Genomic DNA, 25986 nt, shown 5'->3' on the forward strand with positions numbered 1-25986 from the left:
TCAATGCCTATGAATCGTGATCAAGACCGTGAACCTCATACCTGACATCCCACGCACCTGGACAGGCGTCGCCGTGAATGTCCCACTTTCATGAAGCATCTCCAGGTACTCCTGCACGACGGCCTCGGACAGGACTTTCAACTCTTCCACACCGAAATGCTTGAGCAGCATCCGCCGCAGTCGCTGTACGGAAGCGGCTTCGTCATCCGAATAGACCGCGGCAGCGGCCAGTGCAGCCTCAGCTTCGGAAAGCTCGGCGCCGGATAGTTCCTCTCGCACATACCTCCAGGTCATATGGATTTCACGATGACCCATGAACCATGACAACGCGGGCAGTGAGTTCTCTCTGCCACCATCGTGAAAGAAGCTGAGTGCGAAAAACCTTCTCAACTCGTGAGGTCTGATGTGCCAGAGTCTTTTATCGTCCGTGCGCAGGTTTGCCACTTCGCTGACGAGATCCAGATGGGCATAGATGGTCTGTGCGATTTCGGATAACCCGTTGCGATTGAATTTTCTAAATACCAAGCTAGCAACATGAGCATCTCGCGTTGGACGGTATCGGTTGAGCACGGCTGTGATAGCCGACAAGGATTCGAAGCATCGAGAGACAATCATTGGCACGGGCTTGAGTACGGACAGCCGCGCCTCGTCAGCCCCAGTCTTCCTTAGCAAGACTCGTATGTAGGCACGGCCTCCCCGGTACTGGATAGCGTCTTTAGACAATGTGAGTACCTCTGACCTACGGCAGCATGACAGCATTGCAACGAGAACGAAGCAGACTGCCACATGTACATTCAGCAGATCAGTAATCGCCAATTCCGTCTTCTGTTCTTCGCCCCGATCGACATTGCAACCGTGCCTGTCCTTCCAAAGTGATCGCCCCCAGAATCTCCTTGCCCCGAACCTCCGAAGCGCAGCAGGAACCGGAATGCCTTCAAGCAATCTCTGCAATTCACTTGGCCCAGCCTCGCTGTTGCGGGATAGTGATTCAAAGACCATTTCAACAAGGCCGCGCAGCTGCGGCTCGACATGTTGCATCCAATCGATACAGAAGGTCGTGAGCTGCAACGCGATCGGCGTAGGAATCGATTTGGTTCGACCCTCCCTGCGAGCATTGAAACGGGCTAGTCGCTCGCCAACTTCCGTGGGATCGGCGAAGGTATTGGACGCGAGCTCGGGTATCAGCGTAAGTGTTTGGCTGGCTTGGCGAACCCAGTTGAGCACTCCCCAGACTTTCAGCGGCTTCTCGGCTCGTTCTGCCAAACTGAGTCGCCCGAGCAGCGGCTCTGTCCGATACCCGCAACGAGGAATGGCCCGATAGCTATAGTCATGGCAGATTTCATATCGTTGCAGGTGCACGAGAAGAGCAGCGATGCGAGGGATGCGGGACGCTTCGACGCCGATCGCTTCCTCTATGAATTTACCTCTGACCACGCCCCGCAGGTCGTAAGCATGCATGCGATGCAGCAGCACGCGCGCCGAGACATAGTGCCCCTCGTCGAAACTATCTGACTTGGCATGCAACGATTCAGCAGAGGTATTCCGCACTGCTCCAAGGCCAATGCGGAGCCGCGCGCGCTCTTCTGAGGACATCACCTCAATCGCCGCGTCTATCTGCAGCGCCTCATCCTGGAGGCGTTCCACGACCCATTCATCCCATCTCTTGCAGGCTCGGCTTATCCCCGCGACGCCGTTCATCGCGTAAATGGCGACAAACGTCTCGACCGTATCGACGTCAAGACCAAGTAGCCCTTGTTGCTGGTGGAGACCCGGCCCGTGAGTAACCCAGTACTCCACCAACCACATCAGGTGTCGGTGATAGGTAGCCACTATCGCCAGCGTTTTTGAACTGCTCGTCGCGCCATCAAATGCCGCGACGAGCAGCAATTTGGCATGCTCTAGCAAGCGATTGTGAGAACGGTCAGTCAAGCGTCCATCCGGCAACCTCAGCGCCCACCGGATTCGAGCCGCACCTTTGACCACACCCTCGACTTTCCGGATGTTCTCTCCGAACTTGATGTGCCAAACGGGATCAGCGAGGTCATTGAGCAACCATGCTGGCCTGTACAGCCTGTCAAAACTTCTGCTCGAAGTATCAAAGAACTGCTCGAGTGTGTCTGGAAGCGCTCCGGTCATAGCTGAACCGGCGCTGGAAATGAGGCTCTCATGCGCCTCGAAGTCGCCTCTGCTTCCGCAACGAGTTCTTTGAGTTCGTGCATCGAGTCCGGTAGCGGTGAACGGAGCACATCGACCAAATCACACCAGAGTCGCGGAGCCACCTTGGTGCCGGGGTCAGGTCGGTCCAACGTGAAATTGGATGCGCCCCTGAGATGTTCGCGGTAGTTGAACGCCGTTGCCAGCGCAAACGAGTCTTGGCAAAGAATCAGCTGTCGGTCTTTGTTGGGTGATTCGCTTTTGGCTATTGAATCCCCTGCGATCCGCCCTCCGCATACAAACCAATTGATCCTGTCAGCGAGTCCGCCAGATTCCGCAACGCTGACGTCTGCTGCAAACAGTCCTCCAAGAAAACGGTGGATATCCTCTGTGGAGTTGAAATCGCAGGCGTGACGCGCACTTGACTCATCGGAAACAGCTGCGGCGAGCAGCAGATTCTGATGCCTGCGTATTTGGCGTTCGTATACCGCCAGGCGAAGAGCCTCAGGAACGTAGTGGCCAATCGTCGTACTCACGTTCCTGTGGCCAAACGCACGGGCGGTGGCAACAAGATCTCCTCCGGAGCGGAGGTATTCGAGCACACCACCACTCACCCTGAGTGCTTTGTAAGTCAGAGCTTGAGCCCACGGAATAAGCTCGGGGTGTCGCTCTATGAAAGGAGTGACCCTATTCTTGTTTGCTTTTTTTCCGGTTGACCGAAACTGAGGATTGGCTCGCAGACCATTCCAAAGCGTTTTCTCCGACATAACAATCAGACGGTAATCGATGGCGTGCATCCCGACCCAGAGTTTGCGTGCGTCATCGATGCGCCCGTCAGCAACCATCTGTTTTCGAACTGGGGAAGTCCACTCTAGGACTCGCTCAATAACTCGCTGAGCAAGCGGTGTCAGTAGGACTGACTTCTCAGAGCCGGCCCTTGGCTTGTCCACTGTTAACCTGATACGTACTTGACCATCGACTTCCGCATTTGACAGCAGAACACTCCGTCCATCCGCATCTTCAAGTTTGGCACGAAGTAGAGATGACACATTGAGCCTAGGGTGCTCTAGTATGAGTAGCACAATGCACAAAACTGCGGCAGTGCTGGTCATCACCCCCAGGAATGGCATGAGCCGATTTTTACCGTACCACTCCAAATATTTCCAGTGAAATCTGCCACCGTGCACTGTCTCCGTTCTCAGCTTCCCCCCAACTGAAACGGTTCTGTCATAGGGCTTTGGAAGCCCCCCCATCTCTACATCAGCGATGCACAGAAGATTGCCCAGAAGGTTCGGGTGATTTCCGCCTTCGGCGAAAAAGTGGCATCCATTCGAGGGATCGATGTACTTAGTAGGGCGTCGTGTCCCGCCGGCTCGAACAAATGATTCCGCCAATTCACTGTAGCTGGCTTCTGCAATGCGCCTTCTACCGTCCATACGGGACATCTCCAACCGTTCGAAATCCCGCATCGCGCATGTGCGAACTACATTCATCGCCCGCTCAAGGCGGGTTTGATATTCGTTGAGGTAATCAGCGTCGGCGTGAGTTATCGAGACAGGCTCCAGTAGATCGTCATGAAATGCGTCCGACTCTCGATTGAAGGACCTCGGCAAGAGTCGTTCATCCACGTGCCCATTGACACCCTCCTGACGAGACAAGCCAGTCCTCTTTCCCGGTGGTGCTCGAACGCTAGGCACGTCAATAGAGATAGGCGGCAGCGCCTTCAGCCGAACCGCCTCTTCAATTGCGCACAGAAAGCCTCGCCACTTGTTAAGAGACGTTTTGAGAGAGCGTCCCCGCGCCGCTTCTGCAACGAACAACGTCCGTCGCAAAGTATTGAACTGACGCAACAGGGCATCTGAACCGGCCGCTGGAGACGGTGAATCCCAACCTTCTTGTTCACCGGTTAATTTCCACAGTTGCAAAACGGAGCGCGCGTTGTAGACCGGCGTGGGTGTTGAGTATCTTCGAGCCATGCGGACCAGGCTTTCCGCCATCAAACCGGCTGCTTCAATCCCTTGCCAACCCAATAGGAAGGAAAGGTCGATGACGCTCTGGCCGTCCTTTTTCGCATCGTTGCGAACACGGATATGCAGACTCCTCCCGGCAAAGAGGACAGGGCTATTTCCCTGCCGGCTATCTCCATCTGTGATGCGCTTGTTCATTGCCTGTAATTCACTCCACGTCAATTTGTGAAGCGAGATTGTTGGGCAAAGTTCTATTTCCCCAAAGTGCAATTACTCACAAAAGTTCACCATGAACCCTTGCCCTTGCGGCTACCTGGGCTCCAGCATCCGGGCCTGTCGCTGCACGCCGGACCAGGTTTCACGCTATCAGGGCAAACTCAGCGGCCCCTTGATGGACCGCATCGACCTGCACGTCGAAGTACCAGCTTTGGCTGCGGAGGACCTCCTCAACAGCCCGCCCGGCGAGAGCAGCGCTGCCATCCGCGAACGCAGCCGAGTTGCACGGGCGCGCGCTGTCCAGCGCCAAGGCAGCAGCAACCAGGCGCTCGCAGGCCAAGCCATTGACCAATTTGTGGCGCTGGAGCCGGCAGCTTCCAAGTTTTTGCAAACTGCCGCAGCGCAATTGGGTTGGTCCGGCCGCAGCACACACCGGACCCTGAAAATTGCGCGCACTATTGCGGACCTCGCAGGTGCGGAATCCACCCAGCTGGCCCATGTGGCAGAAGCCATGCAATACCGGCGGGTGCTGAAAGCAGCAGGCTAAGGCCGTCGCTATGTTTTTTGTAGCTGCTCGCGCACAACCGGCGAGCGCCGAAGCCTGATTTGTCTCTGCCCCTAGGTGGGCAATTCACGATCAAGGTTTGTCGTTGAGAGCGACCCCCTGCTGCCGCAGGTAGGTGAGTACTTCTTTGCTGACCGGCGCAATGGCACGTGCTTTCTCCGCCAAGTCTGCCGCCGCAACCAACTGGCCCAAAGCTGCCTGGGACACTGCACTCCCCAGCAACCAGCGTTGCTCGGCAGGACGTGCCTGCAAGGCGGTGGCATAAAACTGCAGCGCATCCTGATGCCTACCCAAACGCTGCGCGGCATTGGCGCGCACCGCCCACAAGTCCGGTTGCGCGGCCATAAGCGGCTCCGACCGACCCAACAATTCCAGAACCGCTGCTGCCCTACCTTGCGCCAACTCCATACGCGCCAGCTCACGCACCAGTTGCAACTGGATGGCGGCAGGGGCGGGTGGAGTGGCACGCTCGGCCGTGTGCAAAGTGTCCTGCAGGAGCTGAATGGCAGCATCCGCCGAACCGCTGCTGTACAACGCTTGGGCCTGGGCCAGCACCTCACGGGTCGCGTTTTGTTGACGCTGCGCGGTGACGACGGGGTCCGGCGTGGCTGCTGCAACCGGCGCAGCGGTCGTAGCAGCAGCTACAGGTGGTGGTGGTGCTGGAGAAACCGTACTTGAAGGAGTTGAGGGCTTTAAATCGGCGGACTCTACGGTGGATGTGCCCGCTTTGGGAACCGCAGGGATTGACGTTGTCGCTTGGACAACCGGCTTGGATGAAACAGGTACATCTGGGCGTGGAACCACAGAGGACGCGGGCAGTGCCACCCCCGCAGTGATGGCAGGTGGCAGCACAACTGCGGGTTGCGAGGTGGGCTGAGTCACTACCTGCAAAGGTTCCTGAGGGGCAGAGACGGCCGACACCGCAACCGGTAAAGAAGAGGATGGACGGGACCACCACCAAGCAGCAAATCCCATCACCAGCAAGGCAGCACCGATGCCGCCCCACAGCGCGGCAATGTTGCCAAGGGTTTTCGCAGGTGCATTTGCCTGGGGCTTGGCGGCCATACGCGTTCCAGACCGCAAAGCCGGATCGAGGGTCGAGGCGCTACGCTGGTCCAAGTCCCGCAGCATTTTGTTGATCACGCTCATTCGTACACCTCACCGGCAGTCCGCACCGCAGTGCTTTTGCGGAAACGTCCGCCACGCAACCAGTGCCACCAACGGGCAGGCCCCCGCAGGGGCTTTAGCAGCCCGGGTGTATCCGCTGCCGCCAACTTCACATGCGCCATGCTCACCCGGTGCACGCCCTCCCCATATGCCAACATCAGGCATTTATGGGCCAGGATATTGACCAGTCGAGGCACTCCGGCGCTGGTCGCGGCAATGTGCCGCACAGCATCCGCCTCAAAAATATCCAGATCCGTATGTTCACTCAATGCCGCACGGGCCAAGCGATGACGCAAATAGTCGCCCACCGTACCTGAGGCCATGGGGCCCAAGTATTCGCTGAAGGTAATGCGTTGCAGCAACTGCCGGATCTCCGGCCGCGCCAGTTTGGTGTCCAAGTCCGGCTGCCCCAGCAGTACTAGCTGAATCAGTTTGCGTTTCTCGGTTTCAAGATTGGACAGGAGTCGAAGGCTCTCCACGGTCCGGACCGGAATGGCCTGTGCCTCGTCAATGCACACCACCACGCGCCGGCCATGCACAGCGTGCTCCAACAAGCAGCGCCCGATGGTGGTCATCACCTGATGCCGGTGTTGGCGGTGGCTCACTTTCAGGCCCAGTTCCGCTGCAAGTGCCAGAAGCAAATCGTCAGGGCCCATATCCGGGTTCGGTATGTAGGCCGTCACGCACTCGTCCTGCAGCGTTTTGAGCAATTGGCGGCAGAGTACGGTTTTGCCGCACCCCAGTTCGCCGACCACTTTCAGAAAACCTTCGCCGCTACGCAATGCCACCAGCAAAGTGTTCAGTGTGGCTTGCGCGCCTTCGTGGGCGAAATAGAAGTCTGTATCCGGCGTGATGGAAAACGGGGCCTCACGCAGCGAAAAGTGCCCCAGATACATTACTTGGCAGGGCCGTCAAGCTGGATGACGCGCGCGCGGGTAGCGTCCATGTCATCGATGGCCGCCCGGGCGCGGCGGCCCTGTGCCTCCCAGTCCGCGGCAGTCCGGATGATGGTGGGCTTGATCAACACGATCACTTCCTTTTTGCGGCCCTGGGTGGCACGGTTGCCGAACAGCGCGCCCAAGCCGGGCATGCTGGTCGTGCCGGGAATGCCGGACGCGTTGCGGCTGGATTCCAGCTGCATCAAGCCACCAATCGCCACGATAGACCCGTCCTGGATCCGGACCAAAGTATCCGTTTCATTCACGGCGCTGGACGCCAAGGGCAACTTGAAGTTGCCGGCGCTTCCCAAATCGATCTGCTTGGATTTTTCCGTCACCGTCGTCAGGGATGGGTGCACGTGCAAAGTGACGTTCACGCCATCGTCAATCTGTGGCGTCACATCCAGGGAAATGCCCGAGAAGAACGGTGTCAGTGTGACGGTGGGCAAGGTGCTGGTCGTGGTGCTGCTGGAGGTACCGCTGCTGGAGTTGGTGCCACCGGAAACATTGGTCACAAAGAATTCATCGGTGCCGACTTTCAAGACCGCTTTCTGGTTGTTCAGCGTCGCTACGCGCGGGCTGGAGAGGGTTTGCACATCGCCCTGAGTTTCCAGAAAGCCCAACACGGCACCGAATTGGCTGGTCGCCAAGGCGAGACCAAACAGGCCACCACCGGTTGCGACAGATGGGAAAGCCACTGCGCCATTGATGGTGGTGGTACCTTGCACGAAAGCATTGGTGCTGGTCACGCCACTGCCGATCACTCCGGCTGCCACTTGGGTGCTGCCATCGTTGTTGAACGCTCCCCAGTTCACACCGCTCTGGTAGCCGTCACGCAACTCGACCTCCACCACTTTGGCCTCCAGCATGACCTGACGCTCCACCGAGGCCTGTGTGGCTTTGAGGAACTTGTCCACCTGGCGCAATTCTTCCGGCATGGCGCGCACGGCCAGAATTCCGGCTTGCGGACTGGCCACTACGCTGCGCCCCTCCCCGTTGCCCACCAGGCTCTTGATGGCCCCGGTCAGCTCCCCCCAGAAATCAGATTTGGAGGTTGTCGACACCCGGCTGTTTTCGGGTTGTGAAGACGTCCCATTGGTCGAATTGGCGGAGTTGTTCGTCGTGCCACCTGACGTGGACTGCTGCAAGGCTGCGCCGGAAGAAACGCGGAGCTCACTGCTACCTTGCCGCTGCGAGGTGGGGTAATTCAGGCTGAAGACACGCGTCTGCAGGGTCGGGGCATAGACGGTGATGCGCCGCCCTTCCATTTTGAAGTCATAACCATACACATCCCGGATCGCCTCCAGCGCCTCAGCGACGGTAACGCCACGCAAGGTCACCGACAGCGTTCCGCTGACATCGGGATGCATGAGCATGCTGTAACGGGTATCAGCCACGATGGCGAGGAACACTTCCCTCGCCTGCGCGTTGTTCACCAGCAGGTCCAAGCGAGGTTCAGGCGCAGGGGCAACCACGGGTGGGGGAGGCTCCGCCAGTGCCTCGCTGACCTTGGCCGGCACTACCGCGCTGGGTTTGGGTGCCGCTGCCGGAGGCAAATCGGCCTTGATGGCCGCGCTGACATCGGGAGTACGCAAGGGGCGATCCAACGCGCCGCATCCACTGAGCAGCACGCCCCCCAGCAGGGAAACTACAAGAGGCGCGTAGCGCCCCAACAGGAATACAGACATGGAAGCAGAAGAGTTCATGGGTCGGGACTTCACGGTTGTGCACCTTCACAAGGAGCCACAGGGGTCACGGCTTGGGGGGAGTCTGAAGATTGCGTAGGGGACGCTTTGCGTTTGGCGCGTGCGGACGATGCGGCGGGTTTTACCGCACACGCGACAGCGGGCTTGGCAGCAGAGCGCTGGATACCGGTGAAGCGTTGCACCTTGGTGAGCTGCCCGCCTTCACGCAGCCAGATTTCTGTTTCGGTAATGCGCTCTAGCTTGGCATTGCCGACTTTCTGGCCCACGGCATAGAGCCGTGTTCCCACCACCAGATAGGGCTGTCCGTTTTGCATGATCACACTGCTGCCTTGGGGCGACGCACTGCCACCGCCTGCTGCTTGCGAGGGCATGACCAATCCAGCTTCCGCAGGCGGTGCGGTCGGATCACGGTCTGCGGCCGCCGCCCAGGCTGCTGCACTGAAACACAGGCACGAGAGAATGCGCTTCATGGCTGCACCTCCAGCACATACACGCGCAGTGTCAGTTCCGGGGTTTGCTTATCGACAGCCAGTTGCATACTTCCCCAGCGCAAGCGAGGCAGCGCCTGCTCCAGGCTCTGAACATAGCGTGTCAGGTCGGCATACGGACCGGCCACCTTGAGTTCCAGACCCCGGCGCTGGATGCCGGGGGTGCTCGTAGCGTCGTTGGCACCAGCCTCTGCAGGCACCGTACCCGACGACACCAGCCGCAGGCCCGGGCTTCGCTTGAGAAACTGCACCAGCACCTGTTCCAGAGCTTCGCTACCCGCAGAGGTGCCCGGAGCGATGGCTGCAATCTCGGCGCGCAAAGCTTCAATGCGCGCCTGCGACTGCGCTACTTCAGCACGCAAGTCCGCACTACCGTCCACAGGTTTGGAGACTGCCGCCAATTCGGCACGGAGGCGGTTGACTTCTGCACTCTGACTGAGAAACCGCTGTTGAGTTTGCTTGTAGGCCGTTTGTGCCGGTGTGAGCCAGAGCACATCCGCAACAGCCAATATGACGACCAGTAGCGACAGGAACAAAAACAGACGCTCGCGCAAACTTAGCGCATTGATGCGCCCGGCCTGAACAGCCCACCATGCTTTCATGGCTTGCCTCCCGCAGGGGGCGTATCGGCAGGCTGGGGTTGCGCACTCACCAGATTGAAGGACCACGCTTCACGGCCTGCTGCCGCAGGGACGCTGCCGGCCACCGGCGCATTGGCACTTGCTACTGCGGTGCTCTGGACCTTTACCGTTGCCAAGCGCAGGCCTTGCATCAAGGGGCTTCCAGACAGCCGACCGACCCAATCATTCAAAGCAGAAGGCTCCAGCGTGAAGCCACTGACCTCCATGCGCCCGCTGTCAGCTTTGACCTCGGTAATCCAGACCGGCGCCGGAATGCTGCGGGCAACCAAAGCCAATCGGTCGGAATGACGGTAGCCCGGTTTCCAATTGCCTTGTTGCAGCGCGCGCAAGATCAGCTCTTTGCTGTCGATCTCGGCACGCTTGTCCTGCGCCTCTTTCATGAGTTCCGGCGACGGTGGCTGTGCCATGGCTTTGCTGCGGTCTATGGCCAGTTGCAGACTTTGCATTTCCTGCGCTTGGGTTTGCATGGCTGTCACAAAGCCTTGGCTGGCGTTTTGAAGGTTCCAGACCCAAGCCGCGCACAGTCCCCCGCCCAATACGACAAATACACCGAGCGCCACGGCCACGGTATTGGCCGAAAACGGCAATCGCGGCTTTTGCAGGGTGGGTGAACAAAGATTGATTTGTTGGGGCATGGTCTCAGGTCCTCATGCCTTTCGCACTTCTGTGCGCAACAACACGCCTAACAAAGGCAGGCACAGGGGCAGGTCGGCCGCAGATATCTGACCTAAGGCTTTGAACGCAATGCCTGTGTTGAGTGCACTTACCGTCTGCCCCGTATCGCGGCTCAGCCATTGCGCCAACTCATCACTCCGCTCACCGGCAAAGACCTTGACCCCGGCCAGAGGAAGGTTTGTCCAGGTGCGTTCCCACAGATCGATGGAGCGCTGAACTTCCACCAACAAACGCTGAGCCCGGTCAATATCGGACTGCTCGGCACTGGCAGGTGCGGCGCCGGTAGTCGAGAAATCACTGCCGTATCCGCCTCCGGCGTATCCGGGTACGTATTCCTCTACCGGCGTGTAGGCATCCAGAGGGGCCTGCTGTTCCGTAATTGCTGCGGTCCAGGTCATGCCCATAAAGCCATCCGGCAAGTCGAGGCGACGGCTGTAGTACAACTCTCTGCCGGCGCTGATGGTGAGCAGTGTCTGCCGGCCTTCCGAAATCATGAGCGCGCAGGTGGCGCGCTCCGGCTCTTCGATGCTTTGGAGATTGCGCTGGGCCATGTCCTGCACGTCGATCACGCGAACGTCCCACTGCAATGCATTGGCCAAGGTCATGACATCGCGTACGACTGCATTGTTGGCAGCAACCACAAACAACTGGGACGCGGCCCGGCCTTGTCCGTCGCCCACTTTCAACACGTCGATGGTCAGGTCGTCCAAGTGAACGTCGACCATCTCCTTGATCTGATAGCGGGCGGCGGAGCGCAATTCTTCAGGCGCAACTGCCGGTGCTTCAATTTGAAGTAACTGGTATTGCTCGGGGCGGAGCATGACGTCGGTGACGTAACCTTTGAGGCCCAGTTGTACCAAACGGCGGGAAAACTCTTCGAGGCTATCGTTACCTTGTAATTCCACACCGGACCGAATGACAGTGAAATCGTTGCCAGCCCCTGTAGCCAACAGGTACACCAAGGTCTGACCCGACCAGGAAACCACCAAGCGCTCTCCACTGGAGGCACGACGCCACGGCCAGCGCATGGTTAGCCGCCTCCGGAGGGGTGAATGCTGAACAGTGTGTGCGTAGCTTCAATCATGAATCTGTTGAAAGTCGGAACCGCTTGCTCTCATTTTAATAGCTTGTCGCGCAATCATGACATCGATTTGGCCGGTTTTTCAAGTCAATTGATGAATTGCGGTTTTCAGTAGTTTTCACGGAGGTAGATCAAGGGGCTCTTGTACATCCCGAAAGTGGCCTTGGCGGTGGGGTTGCTACCGAACCACGGGCGATTGGCGGCGGTGGCCGTACTGGATGCACTGGATACGCAAGTACTACCGGATGCCGTACTTCCTACATTCATGGTCAGTTGCACACTGCCGCTGTTACCCTGGCCGGGTTTGCTGAGGACCAAACCGTTGCCGGACAACTTTCCGTTCGACAGGGTTTGCGCCGTCGTGGGTGAAATTTGCGTTTCACAGGCAGCGAGATTCCCGGTAAAGCCGGACATGGCGATGCTGGAGAGATTCAGTGTCGTGCAACTGTCCAGAGTGTTAGTTACATAAAACGTACCATTCCAATAGCGGGCTTCCAAGGGGACAGGCAGGCTCATCAACTCCGAGCCGTATACATTGGACATCCGCAACTGGCCATAACGAATGCGAGTGGTGCCGGTCTCGTTGGTCGCATTGATGAACGTACTTCCATCAGTGTCTGCAATGGCTGCTTTGAGCGGCGGATTCAACCGGTCGATGCAACACGTTCGCTGAACATCTCAGCGGGTGTATGGAAGCCGAGCGTTTTACGCGGCCTTTCGTTCAATTGTCTGGCAATTGCATTGAGTTGAACCTGAGAGAAACCCGAGAGGTTCATGCCCTTTGGCATGTACTGTCTTAGCAACCCATTTGTGTTCTCGTTGCTTCCACGTTGCCATGGACTTTGCGGATCGCAGAAGTAGACTTGGATGTCGGTTGCCATGGTGAACTTCTTGTGTCCATGCATTTCCGTACCTCTGTCCCAAGTCAATGACTTATAGAGCTCCTGCGGCAGTTTTTGCGCGTTCTTGATTAGCGCGTTGACGACTGTCTGCGAATCTTTTCCATCGAGCTTGACTAGCATCACGTACCGCGTCTGACGCTCGACCAGTGTTGCGATCTGGCTATTGCCACTGCCAAAGACTAGGTCCCCTTCCCAGTGACCAGGTACAGCTCGATCCTCAATGCCGGCTGGCCGCTCGCTTATCGAAACGGCATCGACGATCTGTCCGTGGATTGCCGTCTTCTGCGTGTAGTGACGAGACCGACGCATGCCACGAGTACGCCTCAGATGAGCCAGAAGCTCCTTCTTCAAGGCGCCACGTGCTTGGATGAACAGGCTGCGGTAGATGGTCTCGTGTGACACGTGATGGCTTTCGTCGCGCGGATAAGTATGCTTGAGCCAGCCTGCGATCTGTTCCGGTGACCAGAGCATCCGTAGCTTGTCAGCCACGATCCGGGCCAAGGCACGGTTCTCGCTCAGTTTGCAGCGCTTGGGGCGTCGCGCACGACCCCAAGTCGCTTCGTCTGCCTGGCTAGCACGGTAGTCCTCGCTGCCACCATTGCGCTTAATTTCTCGACTGATCGTTGATGGTGCTCGGTTGAGTCGGCAGGCAATCGATCGAATCGACTCACCCTTGACCAGGGCCCTTGAGATTTCTTCGCGCTCTGCCAATGTCAAAGCTGTCAATGCACGTGATCGCTCAGCTGGCCGGAACCCACCTGTCTCCGCAAGTATTCGGTGAATCGAAGTGTGGGGTCGATCGAAAAGCTTGCCGATCTCATGCAGTGTGGCGCCTTGCTTCCAGCGCTCCCACATCAACGCTTTCTGGCTATCTGAATAGTAGATCCGTGGTCGCCGTTTCATTTGCAACATTCCTTCCGCCTATGCGGTGGTTAGTGTGTTGCATCGACCGGTTGAATCCGCCGCTTGAAGCTGTCATAGGGTCCGTCCGGCGATACCAGCTTGCTGAAAGCATAGCTGTCATTAATCACCCACTGACCCGCACTCCAAAGTGCCGTGTTCGGCATTGGCGGAAATGCGGGGCTGCCAAGCCTGGAAGCTGCCACTGCGGCGCCACCGTTGTCACCACTGACGGTCACAGATGCAAGATTGGTGTACCCGGTGGTGTAGCGGCTGACCACAGGGTCGGTCGCCGATGCTGTGCCACCACTGGAGGCATGGGCCTTGATAGTGAGCAGCACGCCCAAAGCATCTTCATCCATATAGGTAAATCCGCCGGCCGCGCAACTGGGGGTGATGGTGCCGGTGAAAGAGTAATGGCTTGGGTACCAACGCCCCAGTTTGGCGGAGGCGGCACTGCCGATGTTGCAGCCATATTTGCCGCCGCTGAGCGTATTGGACGTGCTTCCGGCAATGCAGCCCGAATTGGACTGGTCAATGCTGGTAAAGGTGCTGTCGACCACGGCATTCGCCTGGAACTGAATATTTCCCACGTCCTGGTATGCAAAGGAACTGCCGGTGGCTTTGGCGCCGGTACCGGCAGCAAAGCTGCCGCTCAATGTGCCGTTGGCTATCACCGCAGCGTTGTGGTCCACCACCTTGGTCATATCGATCGCGGGCGTTCCGGTGTAGCCGGAGGAGACGCCGGCTGCTGCATCCAAAGTGAATGCGGTCCCTGCCTTGGCTGAGGGCGCGCCGCTCAGCGCTGTATTACTCATGGTGGGCGCCGTAATGGTGAGCTGCTGGGGACGGACGGAAAACTGGTCAGTGGAACACGCGGGCGACACACTGGTGAATGCCGTACACGCACTGGTTGTGCACTCTTTGACTCTGCACAACAACTTGCTGCGCGCCGTCGCAATGTTGAAGTTTCCCGTCTTCGCACGCCCGGCCGCTCCGGAAAAAGTACCGGATGCAAAAGTCACAACCTGCGACGCTAACGGACTCGCATAGGCACTGCAACTTGCCGCCGGCGTCGTGCTGTCAAACAGCTCTGCGAGAACGTATTTGGTATTTCCGCCAGCGGCGACGTAGTTGCTCTCCAGCGTGCCGTCCGTCTTTAATGCCGCCACGTCAAAGGTGAAGTTAGTGGATGTGAGCTTGGTGTAAAGAGGCTTGACTGAAGCGCTATTGGAGGAGACCCACGGTGAATTGGTGCCGGTCTCCAGGCAATCGAATGCAGCAGCTGCAGATGAATTGCCGGGTTCGTTGATATAGGTGGCGCAGATACTGAGATTGGCCATCTCATGAATATTGTTCTGGCCCCCTGTTCCGCCTGTCAAAGACAACAGCAAATTGGCAGGCACCGCAGACTGTCCACTGTTGGTGCCAAGAACATCAAATTTGGGAATAATCGTTGCAAAGCTATTGCCAGAGGCGGTGGTATCTCGCTCCACGGTGACAAAGGCATTCACGTTGTTGGAGTTGTCAACCGTGATCCGATAGCGATGTGCGGTGCTGGACGTATTGGAGTTGCTCCAGATAACAGGGCTCAATGTTCCCGTGTTCGCAAGTAATCGATACCCCGTGGTGCCTGACCCGCTCCCCCTAATGGCCACGCTGTTTGCACGAAAACCTGCAGCCACATTGGCACCTGCGGGCGCGGTCCACCCTGTGGGGTAGGTCTGCCGGCCCTCGTTAGTGTTGGGAAAATTTCCGTACTCATCAATGCCTATACCAAGCCAGCCTCCAGAAAAGCCAGCAATAGTGGACTGCGCATATCCGAGAGACCCCCCTGGCGCGCCCGGTGCTGGCGAAATGCTTGCATCCGAAAGCACCACCACCACTCCATCCGCACCAGTACCGCCATACACATAGTGATCAAACTGCACCACTACTTTGTTGCCCGCAGCAGGGAACCATTTCTTCAGCTGCACCATGGTGGCTTCACTGCCCCTGTTGTCGGTCAGCCTTAGCCGCTTCTGGCTGTTGACCGTGACAACTTGTGGAGTGAACGGCCCTGAAAGGGTCAGCGCATTCCACAAGGATGTATCCAGCGTCCCACTCGCAAAGGAATCCACCACACAAGTCTGGGGTACGGCACAAGCGGCTGGCATGGCAAATGTGCTGTTGTTCGTGACACAGCTATTGCCACAGGTAGAACCGCAGCAAACGCTGTTGACACTGGAGCGGTAATTCAAAGTAATTCCCGCAGAACCAGTAGACCGCACACACGCACCGGCTACAGTTTCGTTGTCCATCTGAATGGTTCCAGAGGTACTGGACACCGACCCCGTGACCCGCGCCTTGAATTGCACCTGGATAGCGCCGGTACCGCCGGTCACCGAGCCACCAATCTGTGATTCGTTTTCGATGGTGATAGGGCCACTCGTACTGACAGTTCCGGTCACTTGGGATTTGAACTTGACAGTGACTGCACCACCTCCGGTGCTGGTCAGATCCCCCGAAATCACCGCCTCAGTCCCCACAGTAATGGACCCTGTGGTGGATGACACGTTGCCGGCTGCCGTCGTCCGATATCCCAAAAGCACGTTTCCAGAAGAGGCCGCAATGGAGCCGCCGAAAGTGGCTTGTCCGCCACTGTCGTTGACGCTTCCGGCCTGGATATTGGCCTTGATATTGGCCTGATATCCCGTAGTCAAAGTACCAGTGACGACGAGGCTGAGATCTGCAGCATTGCCCGCCGAGTTGATCACTGCGTTGTCAGTGGACAGGTTGCCATTAACGGTGATGGTGGCAGGCTTGGGTGCGTTGATCGTGACGGTATCGCCGTTGCCGAAAGAGAAGCCGGTACAGGTGTAGTTGGACCCGCTTGCGGTACACGCGGCGGGGAGGTTACCGGGGAACACATAGTTCACCGCCATAGCGGGCAATGTTGCAAACGATAAGCCGACCCAGACCAGACTGGTGCGCAAGGCGGCCCGGAAACATACGAGCGCTCGGCAAAATTGAATCATCACATCTCCACCGCAGCACTGACGCTGCGTTCCACATATGTGCCGCTACCTGCGGAGCCCGCACTGGCCTTGGACTCAAACCGGTAGACCACGATGGTGTCTACACCATCGACGTAAGTCGAGCGACTGCAGGTCACTGTGAGGACAAAGCCTTCCACGCTGGCCGGCGCACCGGTCGGACAGTTGGCAGGACTGGCAGTGACTTGCGCCACCCCCCAACCCAAGCCGGCACGCGCAGCCCAGTACGCGCGGGAGCCCTGCAAGTCTTGTGCAGAGGTCAGCTGCTGGGTGTTGGAAAACGTGACCATGAATCCACCCAATGCAGCAAGTATCACCACCAAAAAAATGGCCGCAATGGCTGCAAAGCCATGTTGGTCGCGCGATGTCATTTTCATGGCGTGTTATTTACGTTGATCTGGTGGAACAAGTTGACCGTCTCGCCGTCGCGGGTGATCCCCAAGGAAACTTGTACGAGTCCATTGCGCTGTAAATCGCTGCCGTTGTAGGTGAATGCGCACGAGGACAGATTGTTGGCAATGACGGGGGCGCTGCTTAGCTGCGCAGAGTTACCGCAATAGCTGGTCGCGCTGTTGGTAAAAAGAGGCGCTGTTCCAGTAGTGAGCCCCGGGGTCGTCAAACGACGCAAGGTGTCACCTGTGCACACATAGGCCACCACATTCTCTTCAACAGGGATCACATGAAACCGCCGGGTGCCGGACTCCAACGGAAATTGCTTGGCGGCAGCCAACGTAATGGTGGTTTCCTCCGTGCCACTGCTGGTGTCAGCTGCCAGGTTGCTTACGCGGGCCACGTTGTCTCCGTTGTAGGTGGTGGCACCGGTAATGCCCAGGTTGTAAATCGCAATCAGGTCATTGGTTCTGATTTGCTGATCCGCGCTCCAATCGGCATTGCGGCCCAGCATGTTGAACGCACTGTCCGCTGCGACAAAGTTCAATCCCTTGCCATCACTAGCCACCCGGTCTTGCTCGCGGTACCGCGCACCCGTGCGCGTGGGAATGAACTCCAGGCAGGTGTCAGAACCATTGACGGTGGACGTCCTGATGCTATTCGGCAGGGCTTTGCGCAGGTCTCGCGACATACGACGTACCGCGGTGTCCGCCACGTCCGTCAACGCCGCGCGGCGCCCGCTGTCAAAGTAGGCTTCGATGGGCGCCCGCATGAATACCGCCACCATGCCGCCCACGATGCCGAGGATGACGATCACCATCACCAGCTCCACCAAAGTGAAACCGCGCTGCCGGGGGACAAAGGGCGTGCGTGCCATGGTCAGTAGTTTGTCCGGTAACCGGTCAAGGTGATGGACTCCGGGCCCCTGCTCACCGTGACCGTCACTTTTCTGGCTGCAATGCCGAGCGCGGCGCTGCCATCGGTCACTGCAATGCGCACCGAATAGGCCGATACCGCCGCTGGCAGCGCGAAGTCTGCTTCGGTCTTGCCGTTGTAGTCGTCGACGTTGTCCCAAAGCGTGCGATTGGCCTCCACCACCGCCGGCGTGTCGTCCGGATCGGCATAGGCTTTTTGAAGCACTTCTTCCAGTACAGATTCGGCAACTGCAATCGCCTGCTTGCGCACCATCGGGTCCGCGCTGGATTTCACCGTGGTGTTCATCACCGACAAAATGCCTGCCAACCCGGCACTCACCACCACGATGAAGATGATCAGTTCGATCAGCGTGAAGCCGGCATGACGGTGGGGGCTATTCATGCACATACCCTGTGACGGCCTCAATCGTGATGGATCTGGTGACGTTAGCAACCTGCAAAGTCTGGGTCGCAGCAGCAGCACCGGTGCTGCTATTCACCGGCTGGCCTAGTGCATCGAAATTGAAACTGGTCGGGGTAACGCTGAACGCCACTCCGCTGCGTGCGCTGAGACCGGCTTCACCGGCAGGGCCCGCCAAGGCAGAACTGCAGGTGTTGCTGCCCGCCGTGTTTGCAATACGCAAACTGATGGCGTTGCTACCCAAAGTCACACATACGGTACGGCGCTGCGCAATGGCCGTTTTTTGCGCATAGCGCAAGTAGGCCATCGACTGCTCGTGAAAACCCCGGGCATAGAAATCACCCGAATTCAATATGCGCGGCACGGCATAAACGGCCAGAATCCCCAGCAAGACAATGACCATCACCAGCTCCACCAGCGTGAAGCCGACTTGACCGCTCCGGCAAAGGGCGGCCAACCTCGATTCAGGACAGGCTGCGGTCAATTCTGGTGACATGAATGGGTTAGAGTCGCTATGTTTTTAGGAGCTTCTCGCGCAATGTTTACCGGCGCCAGAGGCAGATTTAACCATCAAATGCCGGTGATGCAATGCACAGGCAGCTCACGCGCAAAGCTTATTCGCACTATGCCCGAAACACCGGCCGTCCAGTCGCCCGAAAACAGCCGCTTTTCCGGTGATGAGAGACCGCAGACACCCGCAAGTTCCCGTTTGGCGACTTGGATTCTGGCCTTGACCCTGGCATTGGTACCCATAGCCGGCGTCCCGGGTGAGTGGGTGTTTCAGGACACACTTAAATCGACATTGCTGGCCTTGGGTGTGCTGTGTGCGGCCTTTGCATATGGGTGGACCTCGCTCCGTAGCGAAGAAACACCCCGACTCCGTATTCATGGCCTGCTGCTTTTTCCGGCCGTGCTCTGTGTTTACGCCTTGGTCAGCATGGCGTGGTCCCACACCTACTTGGCTGGCGTAGAAGCCTGCCGCTGGGCGATGCTGGGCTTACTGCTGTGGGTCGCCTTACAGGTGATGCACAAAGAGACCATCCCTGTGCTGCTGGCCGGCATCCACACAGGAGCGGTGGGTGCTTCGGCCTGGGCAGCTGCACAGTTCTGGGGTAATCTGGATTGGTTTCCTCAAGCTGCAGTTCCTGCCTCCACCTTCGCCAACCGCAATTTCTTCGCGGAGTACCTGGTTTGCACATTGCCGTTTTCTGCTTGTCTGCTGGTGCAACTTAAGACCCCGCGCTGGCGACAACTCATGGCGTTATCGCTAGCCTTCAATATGGTGGCGCTGATGATGAGCGGCACACGTTCGGCGCTGGTGGCCTGGTGTCTGGTAAGCCCCGTGCTCCTCTTTGCACTATGGCGCTACCGGAACGCGTTGGAGGTATCCGATTGGAGCCAGGGTTCCCGCTTGTCGTGCCTGCTGGTACTGGTAGTGGGCGTGCTCAGCCTGGGTGCAGTTCCCACGCCAAATCCTGTGTTGCTGGCCGAAGGCTTCGGTGCAACTCCGCTGGAGCGCAGTGTGCTGCGTGCGGGCTCCATGGCCAAGCCAAGCGAATACACAGCAGGTTCTTTTTCAATCCGCTCAAGTATGTGGCGGTCTACCGCCCGCATGATGATGGCAAACCCCTGGACAGGGGTGGGCGCCGGCGCATGGGAGGTGCACATTCCCCTGTACCAGGGATGGAACAACTCGCTGGAGACCGATTTTTATGCCCATAACGAGTTCCTGCAGCTGCTAGGTGAATACGGCCTGGTTGTGGGCGGTGGAACCCTGGCCGTGCTGTTAGCCTACCTGCTCCTGAGTGCACAGCGCACTTATCTCCTATCCGTGCCGGGCAAGTCCGGACAGCGGGGCGCCATTCAGGCGGTGGCCTTGTGCAGTTTGCTGGCCCTATTCATGGTGAGTAACGCGGGGTTCCCGTGGCGCCTGGCAAGTACCGGCGCCTTGTTCATGGTGGCCTTGGCCATCCTGGCAAACCCCACAGCTAGCCCGACCAAGCCCTTTTCAAGGGGTACATGGCGCGCCGGGATCGGCGGACTCGTTGTGGTGTTGCTCGGTTGCGTATGGATCAGTGCCCAAGCGATGCGCGCCGAAAGCTGCATTGTGCGCAGTGTGCAGACCCTGAACCTGCTGGTTGCAAAACCTGACATCCCGGCAGATCAACGTGCAGCTTTGCAACAAGAGGCCTTTACCCTTTTGCAAGAAGGCGTGGCCATCAACCCCCACTACCGCAAACTCACCGCTCTGGCTGCAGACCAATTTGCTGCCACCGGCAATTTGGAGGCCGCATTGTGGGCTCAGGATTCCGTCGCAGCATCGCGCCCTTACATCCCCGATGTGCACGCCAACCGCGTGCTGCTGTACTCGAACTTGCAAAAACAGACCGAAGCGCAAGCTGCGCTGGAAGATCTTCAAACGCTGCAACCCGATGCGCCGCGTACCCGTGCACTGGGCATTTTGCTGATGCGACGTTCCGGCCGAGACGACCAAGCCGCACAGCAACTCCGCACTTACTTTGCCGCGGGCAAGGTGGAATACGACCTCGTCCGTTTCGCGCTGGCCATAGGGTTGGAAATCAAAGACGAGTCGCTCACCACCCAGGCCTATCACTTGTGGGTCCAGGGCTGGCAGGGCGAAGCCAGTGCGCAGGCGGATGCTGTCAAGCTGGCACCACAGGCGTGGCGTGAACACATGCTGAACCGCTAAACCTCTGTCCAAAAGAAAAGCCAGTGAGGTTGCCCTCACTGGCTTTTTCATCGTTTTAAGTGGCTTTCGCTACCGGAAATCAACGTACTGTGATTGCAGTAAATGAGGCGGTTACCGCCGATCCACTGGTGGGAGTCAAAGTCAGCACACAAGCATTGGATGTGCCAGCAGTGTTATTGAAATTTGTCGTTGGGGTCGTCGAATAAGTTCCACCGCTTGATGGGAAATTCGAGCCTTGCAAAGTGGTTTTTGCGTCATCACATGAATTCACAGACACAACACCTGTCCCTGTCAGGCCCCTTGCGGAATATGACGCATAGTTGATGGCCGAGCCAGAAGACAAAGCTCCAGCAACGCCGGCCACAGAAGCGGCACGCGCGTCGGAAGACAAATCCACAAACTTCGGAATCGCAACTGCGGCCAGGATGCCCAGAATCACGATCACCATCACCAACTCAATCAATGTAAAGCCGCGTTGTACTTGTTTCATGGAGTCCACCTTTCAGGGAAATATGTGAGTCTGAGATCGGGTGCCCGTCAAAAGAACCGGTTCCGACTTCGCTTCGTGACTAATTCTAGGCCAATGATGTAATTCTGTGCATGAGGTTTATGCAATAAGTGCAAGTCTTTTCAAAGCTTTTCACAAATTTGTATTCCTCGCGTTAACACGCGCACCGGGTTATTCAAGGGGCATTCCCGCCCACATGTAAGACTGTATGGGCCGGAGTTGGGGTGCGGCGCCCGTGGTTTCTACCGTAAACCATACCGCTTGGCTGCCCGCCGGCGCATCCAAAGCACGGATGTCCTGCGGCTTGTACCCCACACATCCACAGCGCTTATCAAACACCCACCGACCGGGTGCCACCTCTTGCAACAGAGCGGCCGGTACTTCGCCTGCGTAATTGGCAGCCGGTTGTTGTAGCAAGTCAAAGGGGTTGGGCAGCGACGCAGAGGTAAGGGCTACGGCCTTGGCTTTGCTTGAAGCGGGAATCATGCTGTGCACGTAGTCCAGCACCAGCGCGGTTCTCAGGGCGCCGAGCGTACTCTGCACTGCGGCTCTCTCTGACTGGGCACGTACCTGCTGGCCATAACGCCATAGAACCCCCATGACCACGGCAATGCAGAGCGCCAGCAGCCCCCACTCCACCCAGCGCGTGCTCCAGACCGGACGCGGCCCCTCAGGGATGTAGGCCGTTGCCATTGGCTAGCCCCCGCCCTTGCCCATCGCGGCCTGCCCCATGTTCCACAAAGGCAGAAACACGCCCAAAGCCAGCAGCAACACCAACACGCCGATCACGGCCAGCAGCACCGGCTCGATGGCTGCCGACAGGCCCTTGATGCTGTAGTCCGTTTCCCGCTCGTACATGCCGGCAATCTCAAACAGCAGGTTGTCAAGCTCGCCGGTCTCTTCGCCTACATTGATCATTTGAAGTACGACTGGGGTGAATACGCCTGTGGCCGCCGCACAACGGGAAATGCTTTCGCCCCGCTCAATGCCGTCCCGCATCTGCTCAATACGGGCACCGATAAAGGCGTTGTCCACCGTTTGCGCCACCACGGTCAGGGCCTGCACCAGCGGCACACCGCTCTGGCTGGACAAGGCAAAGCTCCGGGCAAAACGGGCCAAGGTTGCCTTGAGAATGATGTCTCCCACAATGGGAAGCTTGAGCTTGCGGGCATCCCAGCGGTAGCGGCCGGCGGGCGTGCGCAGGTAAGCGCGTATGCCCACCACTGCTCCTGCCACAGCAGCCAGCAGCATGGGCCACCAGTTGATCATCCAGTTCGAGAAGCCGAGCAAACCGCGGGTAATCAGCGGCAGTTCGCTGTTGAAACCGGCGAACACTTTGGCGAACACCGGGATCACAAAGATATTGAGGATCACGATGGCCGCCGCCATCGCGATCATCACAAAGCTGGGGTAACGCATAGCCTGCTTGATGCGCTCGCGCACGTCACGCTCGAATTCCATGTGTTCATTCAGGCGCAAGAACACCTCGGTCAGGCGGCCCGTCATCTCACCCACGCGGATCATGGCGATGTAGAAGTTACCAAAGAGCGCGCTGTGGCGCGCCAGCGCAGCCGATAGCTCCCGCCCCTGATCCAGGCTGGAACGCACATCCTTGAGCAGTTCCACCATCGCCGGCTTGGTCGCCGAGGCCTCCAGCCCCGCAAAGGCTCGCAAAATGGGGACACCCGCCTTGTTGAGGGTGTACATCTGCCTCGAAAAAATCAACAGATCTTCCACGTCCACCGGCTTACGGGTCAGGAACGCGAGAGGGTCTTTTTTCTCCTTGCTTTCCACTGCCTTGGCCAAGGCAATGTGCACCGGTGCCACACCGATGGACAGCAGCTGATCGGCCACTCCGCCCTCCGTCATGGCGTCGAGCTGGCCGCTGACAGCCTCGCCCCGGTTATTGCGTCCGCGCCAGTCGTAAATGACCATCGTCAGCCCACCATGGCTTCGTCGTCATCGGCATCGAAGCCAATGCGCAAGGCCTCAGCCAATGAGGTCTTGCCTGCACGCACCATCTGTAAGGCATGGAAGGCCATGGTGTGGCCCTTCATGCGCTCCCGTGCAGTCCGCAAGAAGCCGGCAGGGTCGCTGTGCGATGCTGCGTGGGTGAGGGCGGCGTCCATCTCCAGCAATTCATACACCCCTTGCCGGCCGGAATAGCCCGTGCCGTTGCATGTGGAGCAACCCAAGCCGCGCTTGGGCGCTACGGTCTCACCCGGCTCCAGCATGGACTCCAGCCACGACTGCTCTTGCGGCGTGGGTGAATGGGGAGCCAGGCAATCCTGGCAATTGAGCCGGACCAGACGCTGCGCAATAACGGCCTGCAAGGAGGTAGCCACCATGAAAGGCGGCACACCCATATCCAGCAGACGGAAGGGGGTGCTGATCGCATCGCGCGTATGCAGCGTAGAGAGCACCAAATGGCCGGTAATGGCAGCACGCAGGCCAATTTCTGCCGTCTCCGCGTCGCGCATTTCACCGACCAGAATCACGTCCGGGTCCTGTCGCAAGCAAGCGCGCAACACACGCGCAAAGGTGAGCTCAATCTTGTCATTGACCTGCACCTGCGTGATGGCGGGCAGTCGGTATTCCACCGGATCTTCCACCGTGATGACCTTGAGTTCTGCCGCGTTGATTTCCGCCAACGCAGCGTACAAGGTAGTGGTTTTGCCGGAGCCTGTGGGACCGGTGACCAGCACCATGCCCGAGGAGCGGGTCAGCACTTCACGGAAGCGCTTGAGCATGTCCGCAGGCATGCCAATGGTGTCCAGGCGCCGCATGCCGGCGCCCTGGTTCAGCAGACGCATCACTGCCGACTCGCCATAGGTGGTGGGCAAGGTGGACAGACGCACGTCGATCGTGTTGTCCTTCAAACGCACCGAGAAGCGGCCGTCCTGCGGCAAGCGCTTTTCAGAGATATCCAGCCCCGCCATCAGCTTGAGGCGCTGGGCCAGCGCTCCGCCGATACGCTTGTCGGCTTGCGTTTGGGTTTGGAGAACACCGTCCACCCGCACGCGGATCTGCAAAAAGCCTTCTTGCGGCTCGATATGCACGTCGGATGCCCCGACTTGCATGGCGTCTTCAAACAAGGATTGCAGCAAGCGCACCACCGGCGCGCCTTCCAAGCCCACACTGGCGGTCAGCTCACCGAAGTCCACCGCATCGCCCAGGTCCTTTTCGAGGGCGCGGGCCAAGCCACTGATTTCCTCGGTGCGGCGGTAGAGGCGGTCGAAGGCGAGCGCCAGCTGGCTTTCCGGCACGGCGGCAATGCTGATATTGCGCTTGAGCAGACGAGTCAGCTCGTCGTAGGCGAACAAATCCAAGGGGTCGGCCAGGGCCACCAGCAAGGTATCGCCCTTGTCTTCCAAAGCCAGCGCCTTGAAGCGGCGCGCCGCGGCCTCGGGCAGCAGCTTGACCACGTCGGCGCGGAAGGGGAAGGTCTTGAGGTTGACGAAGGGAATGCGCAGCTGCCGTGCCAGGCCGTTGGCCAGCAGCTCTTCGGTGATGACGCCAGTTTCAATCAGCAGGCGCCCCACCTTCTTGCCGGTGGTGCGCTGCAGGTCCAGGGTCTGTTGCAGTTGCTCCTGCGAGATCAGCTTTTGCTGGACCAGCACATCGCCCAAACGCAGTTTCTCAGGGCGGCCCGAGGGGGGACGTGGACCGTCCGGCGCACCGGGCGCTGCCGTTGCCATGTTCATGCGCTATTCCTTTTGCGGTTTGCAAAAATAATAGCACGCGAACCTTTTATGTAGCGCTGTTAAAAGGGGCGGGATTCCGCTCAGCGGGGCTGCGCGCAGGGGTGATACTGTTGCCCTCCACCGTCACATGCTGGCCGACGCTGGCGCTGGCGGCCTGTTCGATGGTGCGAACGCTGCCGTCTTCCATGCGTACTTCGACCATATAGACCGTGTCTTTTTTCAGGCGCTTTTCCACAGTGTTCCCGGCCCAGCCACCGCCTAACACACCGGCAATGGTGGCCAGGGCTTTGCCGTCACCGCCGCCGAACTGGTTGCCGACCAGACCACCCAGCACCGCGCCTGCAACTGCGCCCGCGCCACTGGGGTTGGCACTTTCGCGCTGAACGGGCGTCACACTTTCGACCACGCCGCACGTGGCGCACACGACTTTGGCGGGAAGCTGCACAGGAGCCTGAACGGGCACGGGTGCCGCCGCAACTGGCGCACTATTGGCGACCGGCACACCCGCTACCGGCGTCACGCCCGGGGCAGACACCTTGGCCACCCCCTGATTTGCTACTGATTTGGGAGCTGTCTGCGCATATTTGGCGGGCGCCGATGGCACTTTTTTATCCGAAACGACAGGGGTGACTGCAGGCACTACAGCGGCCGTGGGCGCCTGCACGGACTCCATGGGTGCAGGCGTGGCGGGTGAGTGGATGGCCACGACCTCCAGGGGCGCTTCCGGCTGGGACGGGCCCATTTGCTGGCGCAGAACGACGGCTCCCAGCGCGAGGGTACTGACACCCAGCACGCCGATGGCACCCCACAAGACCTTGTTCCCGGCAGCAGACGCAACGGAATGAGACAAAACAGTCGACATACATCTCCTTCAAACAGCCATACGGACAACCGGATCGGTCCC

Annotated in this window: 22 protein-coding genes and 1 pseudogene; 2 read left to right on the forward strand and 21 right to left on the reverse strand. The window is 58.6% G+C overall.

Annotation, left to right across the window (positions count from 1 at the left end; all coding sequences use genetic code 11):
• Window positions 1–2136: a site-specific integrase gene (locus ACOAP0_RS09200; protein ID WP_498391387.1), complete on the reverse strand. Its 2136-nt coding sequence runs from the start codon at window positions 2134–2136 to the stop codon at window positions 1–3.
• Window positions 2133–4319: a hypothetical protein gene (locus ACOAP0_RS09205; RefSeq protein ID WP_498376128.1), complete on the reverse strand. Its 2187-nt coding sequence runs from the start codon at window positions 4317–4319 to the stop codon at window positions 2133–2135. Before ACOAP0_RS09205 ends, ACOAP0_RS09200 begins: the two co-directional genes overlap by 4 nt.
• Before the next feature lie 91 nt (window positions 4320–4410).
• On the opposite strand from ACOAP0_RS09205, the pseudogene ACOAP0_RS09210 reads away from it, so the two are divergent.
• Window positions 4411–4884, forward strand: a pseudogene (locus tag ACOAP0_RS09210) (magnesium chelatase subunit ChlI family protein); the annotation flags it as partial.
• A gap of 90 nt (window positions 4885–4974) precedes the next feature.
• On the opposite strand, the gene ACOAP0_RS09215 reads toward ACOAP0_RS09210, so the two are convergent.
• The 14 genes from ACOAP0_RS09215 to ACOAP0_RS09280 form a co-directional block, all read right to left on the reverse strand.
• The gene (locus tag ACOAP0_RS09215; protein ID WP_498376129.1) at window positions 4975–6051 is read right to left on the reverse strand and encodes a hypothetical protein; all 1077 of its coding nucleotides are present in this window, start codon (window positions 6049–6051) and stop codon (window positions 4975–4977) included.
• Window positions 6048–6965 carry an ExeA family protein gene (locus ACOAP0_RS09220; protein WP_498376130.1) on the reverse strand — a complete coding sequence of 306 codons (918 nt, stop codon included), beginning with the start codon at window positions 6963–6965 and terminating at the stop codon, window positions 6048–6050. Before ACOAP0_RS09220 ends, ACOAP0_RS09215 begins: the two co-directional genes overlap by 4 nt.
• Entirely contained in the window at window positions 6965–8713 is a 1749-nt protein-coding gene (locus tag ACOAP0_RS09225) for a secretin GspD/PilQ domain-containing protein (RefSeq protein ID WP_498376131.1), read from the reverse strand. Before ACOAP0_RS09225 ends, ACOAP0_RS09220 begins: the two co-directional genes overlap by 1 nt.
• A gap of 11 nt (window positions 8714–8724) precedes the next feature.
• The gene (locus ACOAP0_RS09230) at window positions 8725–9183 is read right to left on the reverse strand and encodes a hypothetical protein (RefSeq protein ID WP_498376132.1); all 459 of its coding nucleotides are present in this window, start codon (window positions 9181–9183) and stop codon (window positions 8725–8727) included.
• A complete protein-coding gene (locus ACOAP0_RS09235; protein WP_087495556.1) occupies window positions 9180–9803 on the reverse strand; it encodes a hypothetical protein in 624 nt (207 codons plus the stop codon). Before ACOAP0_RS09235 ends, ACOAP0_RS09230 begins: the two co-directional genes overlap by 4 nt.
• On the reverse strand, window positions 9800–10477 hold the full coding sequence (locus tag ACOAP0_RS09240) for a PilN domain-containing protein (protein WP_498376133.1): 678 nt from the start codon (window positions 10475–10477) through the stop codon (window positions 9800–9802). Before ACOAP0_RS09240 ends, ACOAP0_RS09235 begins: the two co-directional genes overlap by 4 nt.
• A gap of 12 nt (window positions 10478–10489) precedes the next feature.
• Window positions 10490–11545, reverse strand: a complete 1056-nt coding sequence (locus ACOAP0_RS09245) for a hypothetical protein (RefSeq protein WP_498376134.1) — start codon at window positions 11543–11545, stop codon at window positions 10490–10492.
• A 161-nt stretch (window positions 11546–11706) separates the two neighbouring features.
• Window positions 11707–12246 (reverse strand): hypothetical protein, encoded by a 540-nt coding sequence (locus ACOAP0_RS09250; protein ID WP_498376135.1) that lies wholly within the window; start codon window positions 12244–12246, stop codon window positions 11707–11709.
• On the reverse strand, window positions 12243–13403 hold the full coding sequence (locus ACOAP0_RS09255) for an IS30 family transposase (RefSeq protein ID WP_498391388.1): 1161 nt from the start codon (window positions 13401–13403) through the stop codon (window positions 12243–12245). Before ACOAP0_RS09255 ends, ACOAP0_RS09250 begins: the two co-directional genes overlap by 4 nt.
• A 29-nt stretch (window positions 13404–13432) precedes the next feature.
• Window positions 13433–16417, reverse strand: coding sequence for a hypothetical protein (locus ACOAP0_RS09260; RefSeq protein ID WP_498376136.1), 2985 nt, complete (start codon window positions 16415–16417; stop codon window positions 13433–13435).
• Window positions 16417–16812: a hypothetical protein gene (locus tag ACOAP0_RS09265; protein WP_498376137.1), complete on the reverse strand. Its 396-nt coding sequence runs from the start codon at window positions 16810–16812 to the stop codon at window positions 16417–16419. The genes ACOAP0_RS09260 and ACOAP0_RS09265 overlap by 1 nt, the downstream gene beginning before the upstream one ends.
• Window positions 16809–17702 (reverse strand): prepilin-type N-terminal cleavage/methylation domain-containing protein, encoded by an 894-nt coding sequence (locus ACOAP0_RS09270; RefSeq protein WP_313876828.1) that lies wholly within the window; start codon window positions 17700–17702, stop codon window positions 16809–16811. The genes ACOAP0_RS09265 and ACOAP0_RS09270 overlap by 4 nt, the downstream gene beginning before the upstream one ends.
• 2 nt (window positions 17703–17704) lie before the next feature.
• Window positions 17705–18142: a type IV pilus modification PilV family protein gene (locus tag ACOAP0_RS09275; RefSeq protein WP_498376138.1), complete on the reverse strand. Its 438-nt coding sequence runs from the start codon at window positions 18140–18142 to the stop codon at window positions 17705–17707.
• Window positions 18135–18656, reverse strand: a complete 522-nt coding sequence (locus ACOAP0_RS09280; RefSeq protein WP_498376139.1) for a pilus assembly FimT family protein — start codon at window positions 18654–18656, stop codon at window positions 18135–18137. The genes ACOAP0_RS09275 and ACOAP0_RS09280 overlap by 8 nt, the downstream gene beginning before the upstream one ends.
• 213 nt (window positions 18657–18869) lie before the next feature.
• Here ACOAP0_RS09280 and ACOAP0_RS09285 point away from each other — a divergent pair, with 213 nt between their 5' ends.
• Entirely contained in the window at window positions 18870–20870 is a 2001-nt protein-coding gene (locus tag ACOAP0_RS09285) for an O-antigen ligase family protein (protein ID WP_498391389.1), read from the forward strand.
• A gap of 79 nt (window positions 20871–20949) precedes the next feature.
• Here ACOAP0_RS09285 and ACOAP0_RS09290 read toward each other — a convergent pair whose 3' ends face one another.
• The 5 genes from ACOAP0_RS09290 to ACOAP0_RS09310 form a co-directional block, all read right to left on the reverse strand.
• Complete coding sequence (locus tag ACOAP0_RS09290; RefSeq protein WP_498376142.1) at window positions 20950–21360, reverse strand: pilin; 411 nt, start codon at window positions 21358–21360, stop codon at window positions 20950–20952.
• 189 nt (window positions 21361–21549) lie between these two features.
• Window positions 21550–22071, reverse strand: coding sequence for a hypothetical protein (locus tag ACOAP0_RS09295; RefSeq protein WP_498376143.1), 522 nt, complete (start codon window positions 22069–22071; stop codon window positions 21550–21552).
• 3 nt (window positions 22072–22074) lie between these two features.
• A complete protein-coding gene (locus ACOAP0_RS09300) occupies window positions 22075–23313 on the reverse strand; it encodes a type II secretion system F family protein (protein ID WP_498376144.1) in 1239 nt (412 codons plus the stop codon).
• Window positions 23314–23315: 2 nt separating this feature from the next.
• Window positions 23316–25082: a GspE/PulE family protein gene (locus ACOAP0_RS09305; protein WP_498391390.1), complete on the reverse strand. Its 1767-nt coding sequence runs from the start codon at window positions 25080–25082 to the stop codon at window positions 23316–23318.
• Between the two features lie 46 nt (window positions 25083–25128).
• Entirely contained in the window at window positions 25129–25944 is an 816-nt protein-coding gene (locus ACOAP0_RS09310; protein ID WP_498376147.1) for an outer membrane lipoprotein, read from the reverse strand.
• Window positions 25945–25986 lie beyond the last annotated feature (42 nt).

The sequence above is a fragment of the Curvibacter sp. Hmag1.1 genome (assembly GCF_059769165.1).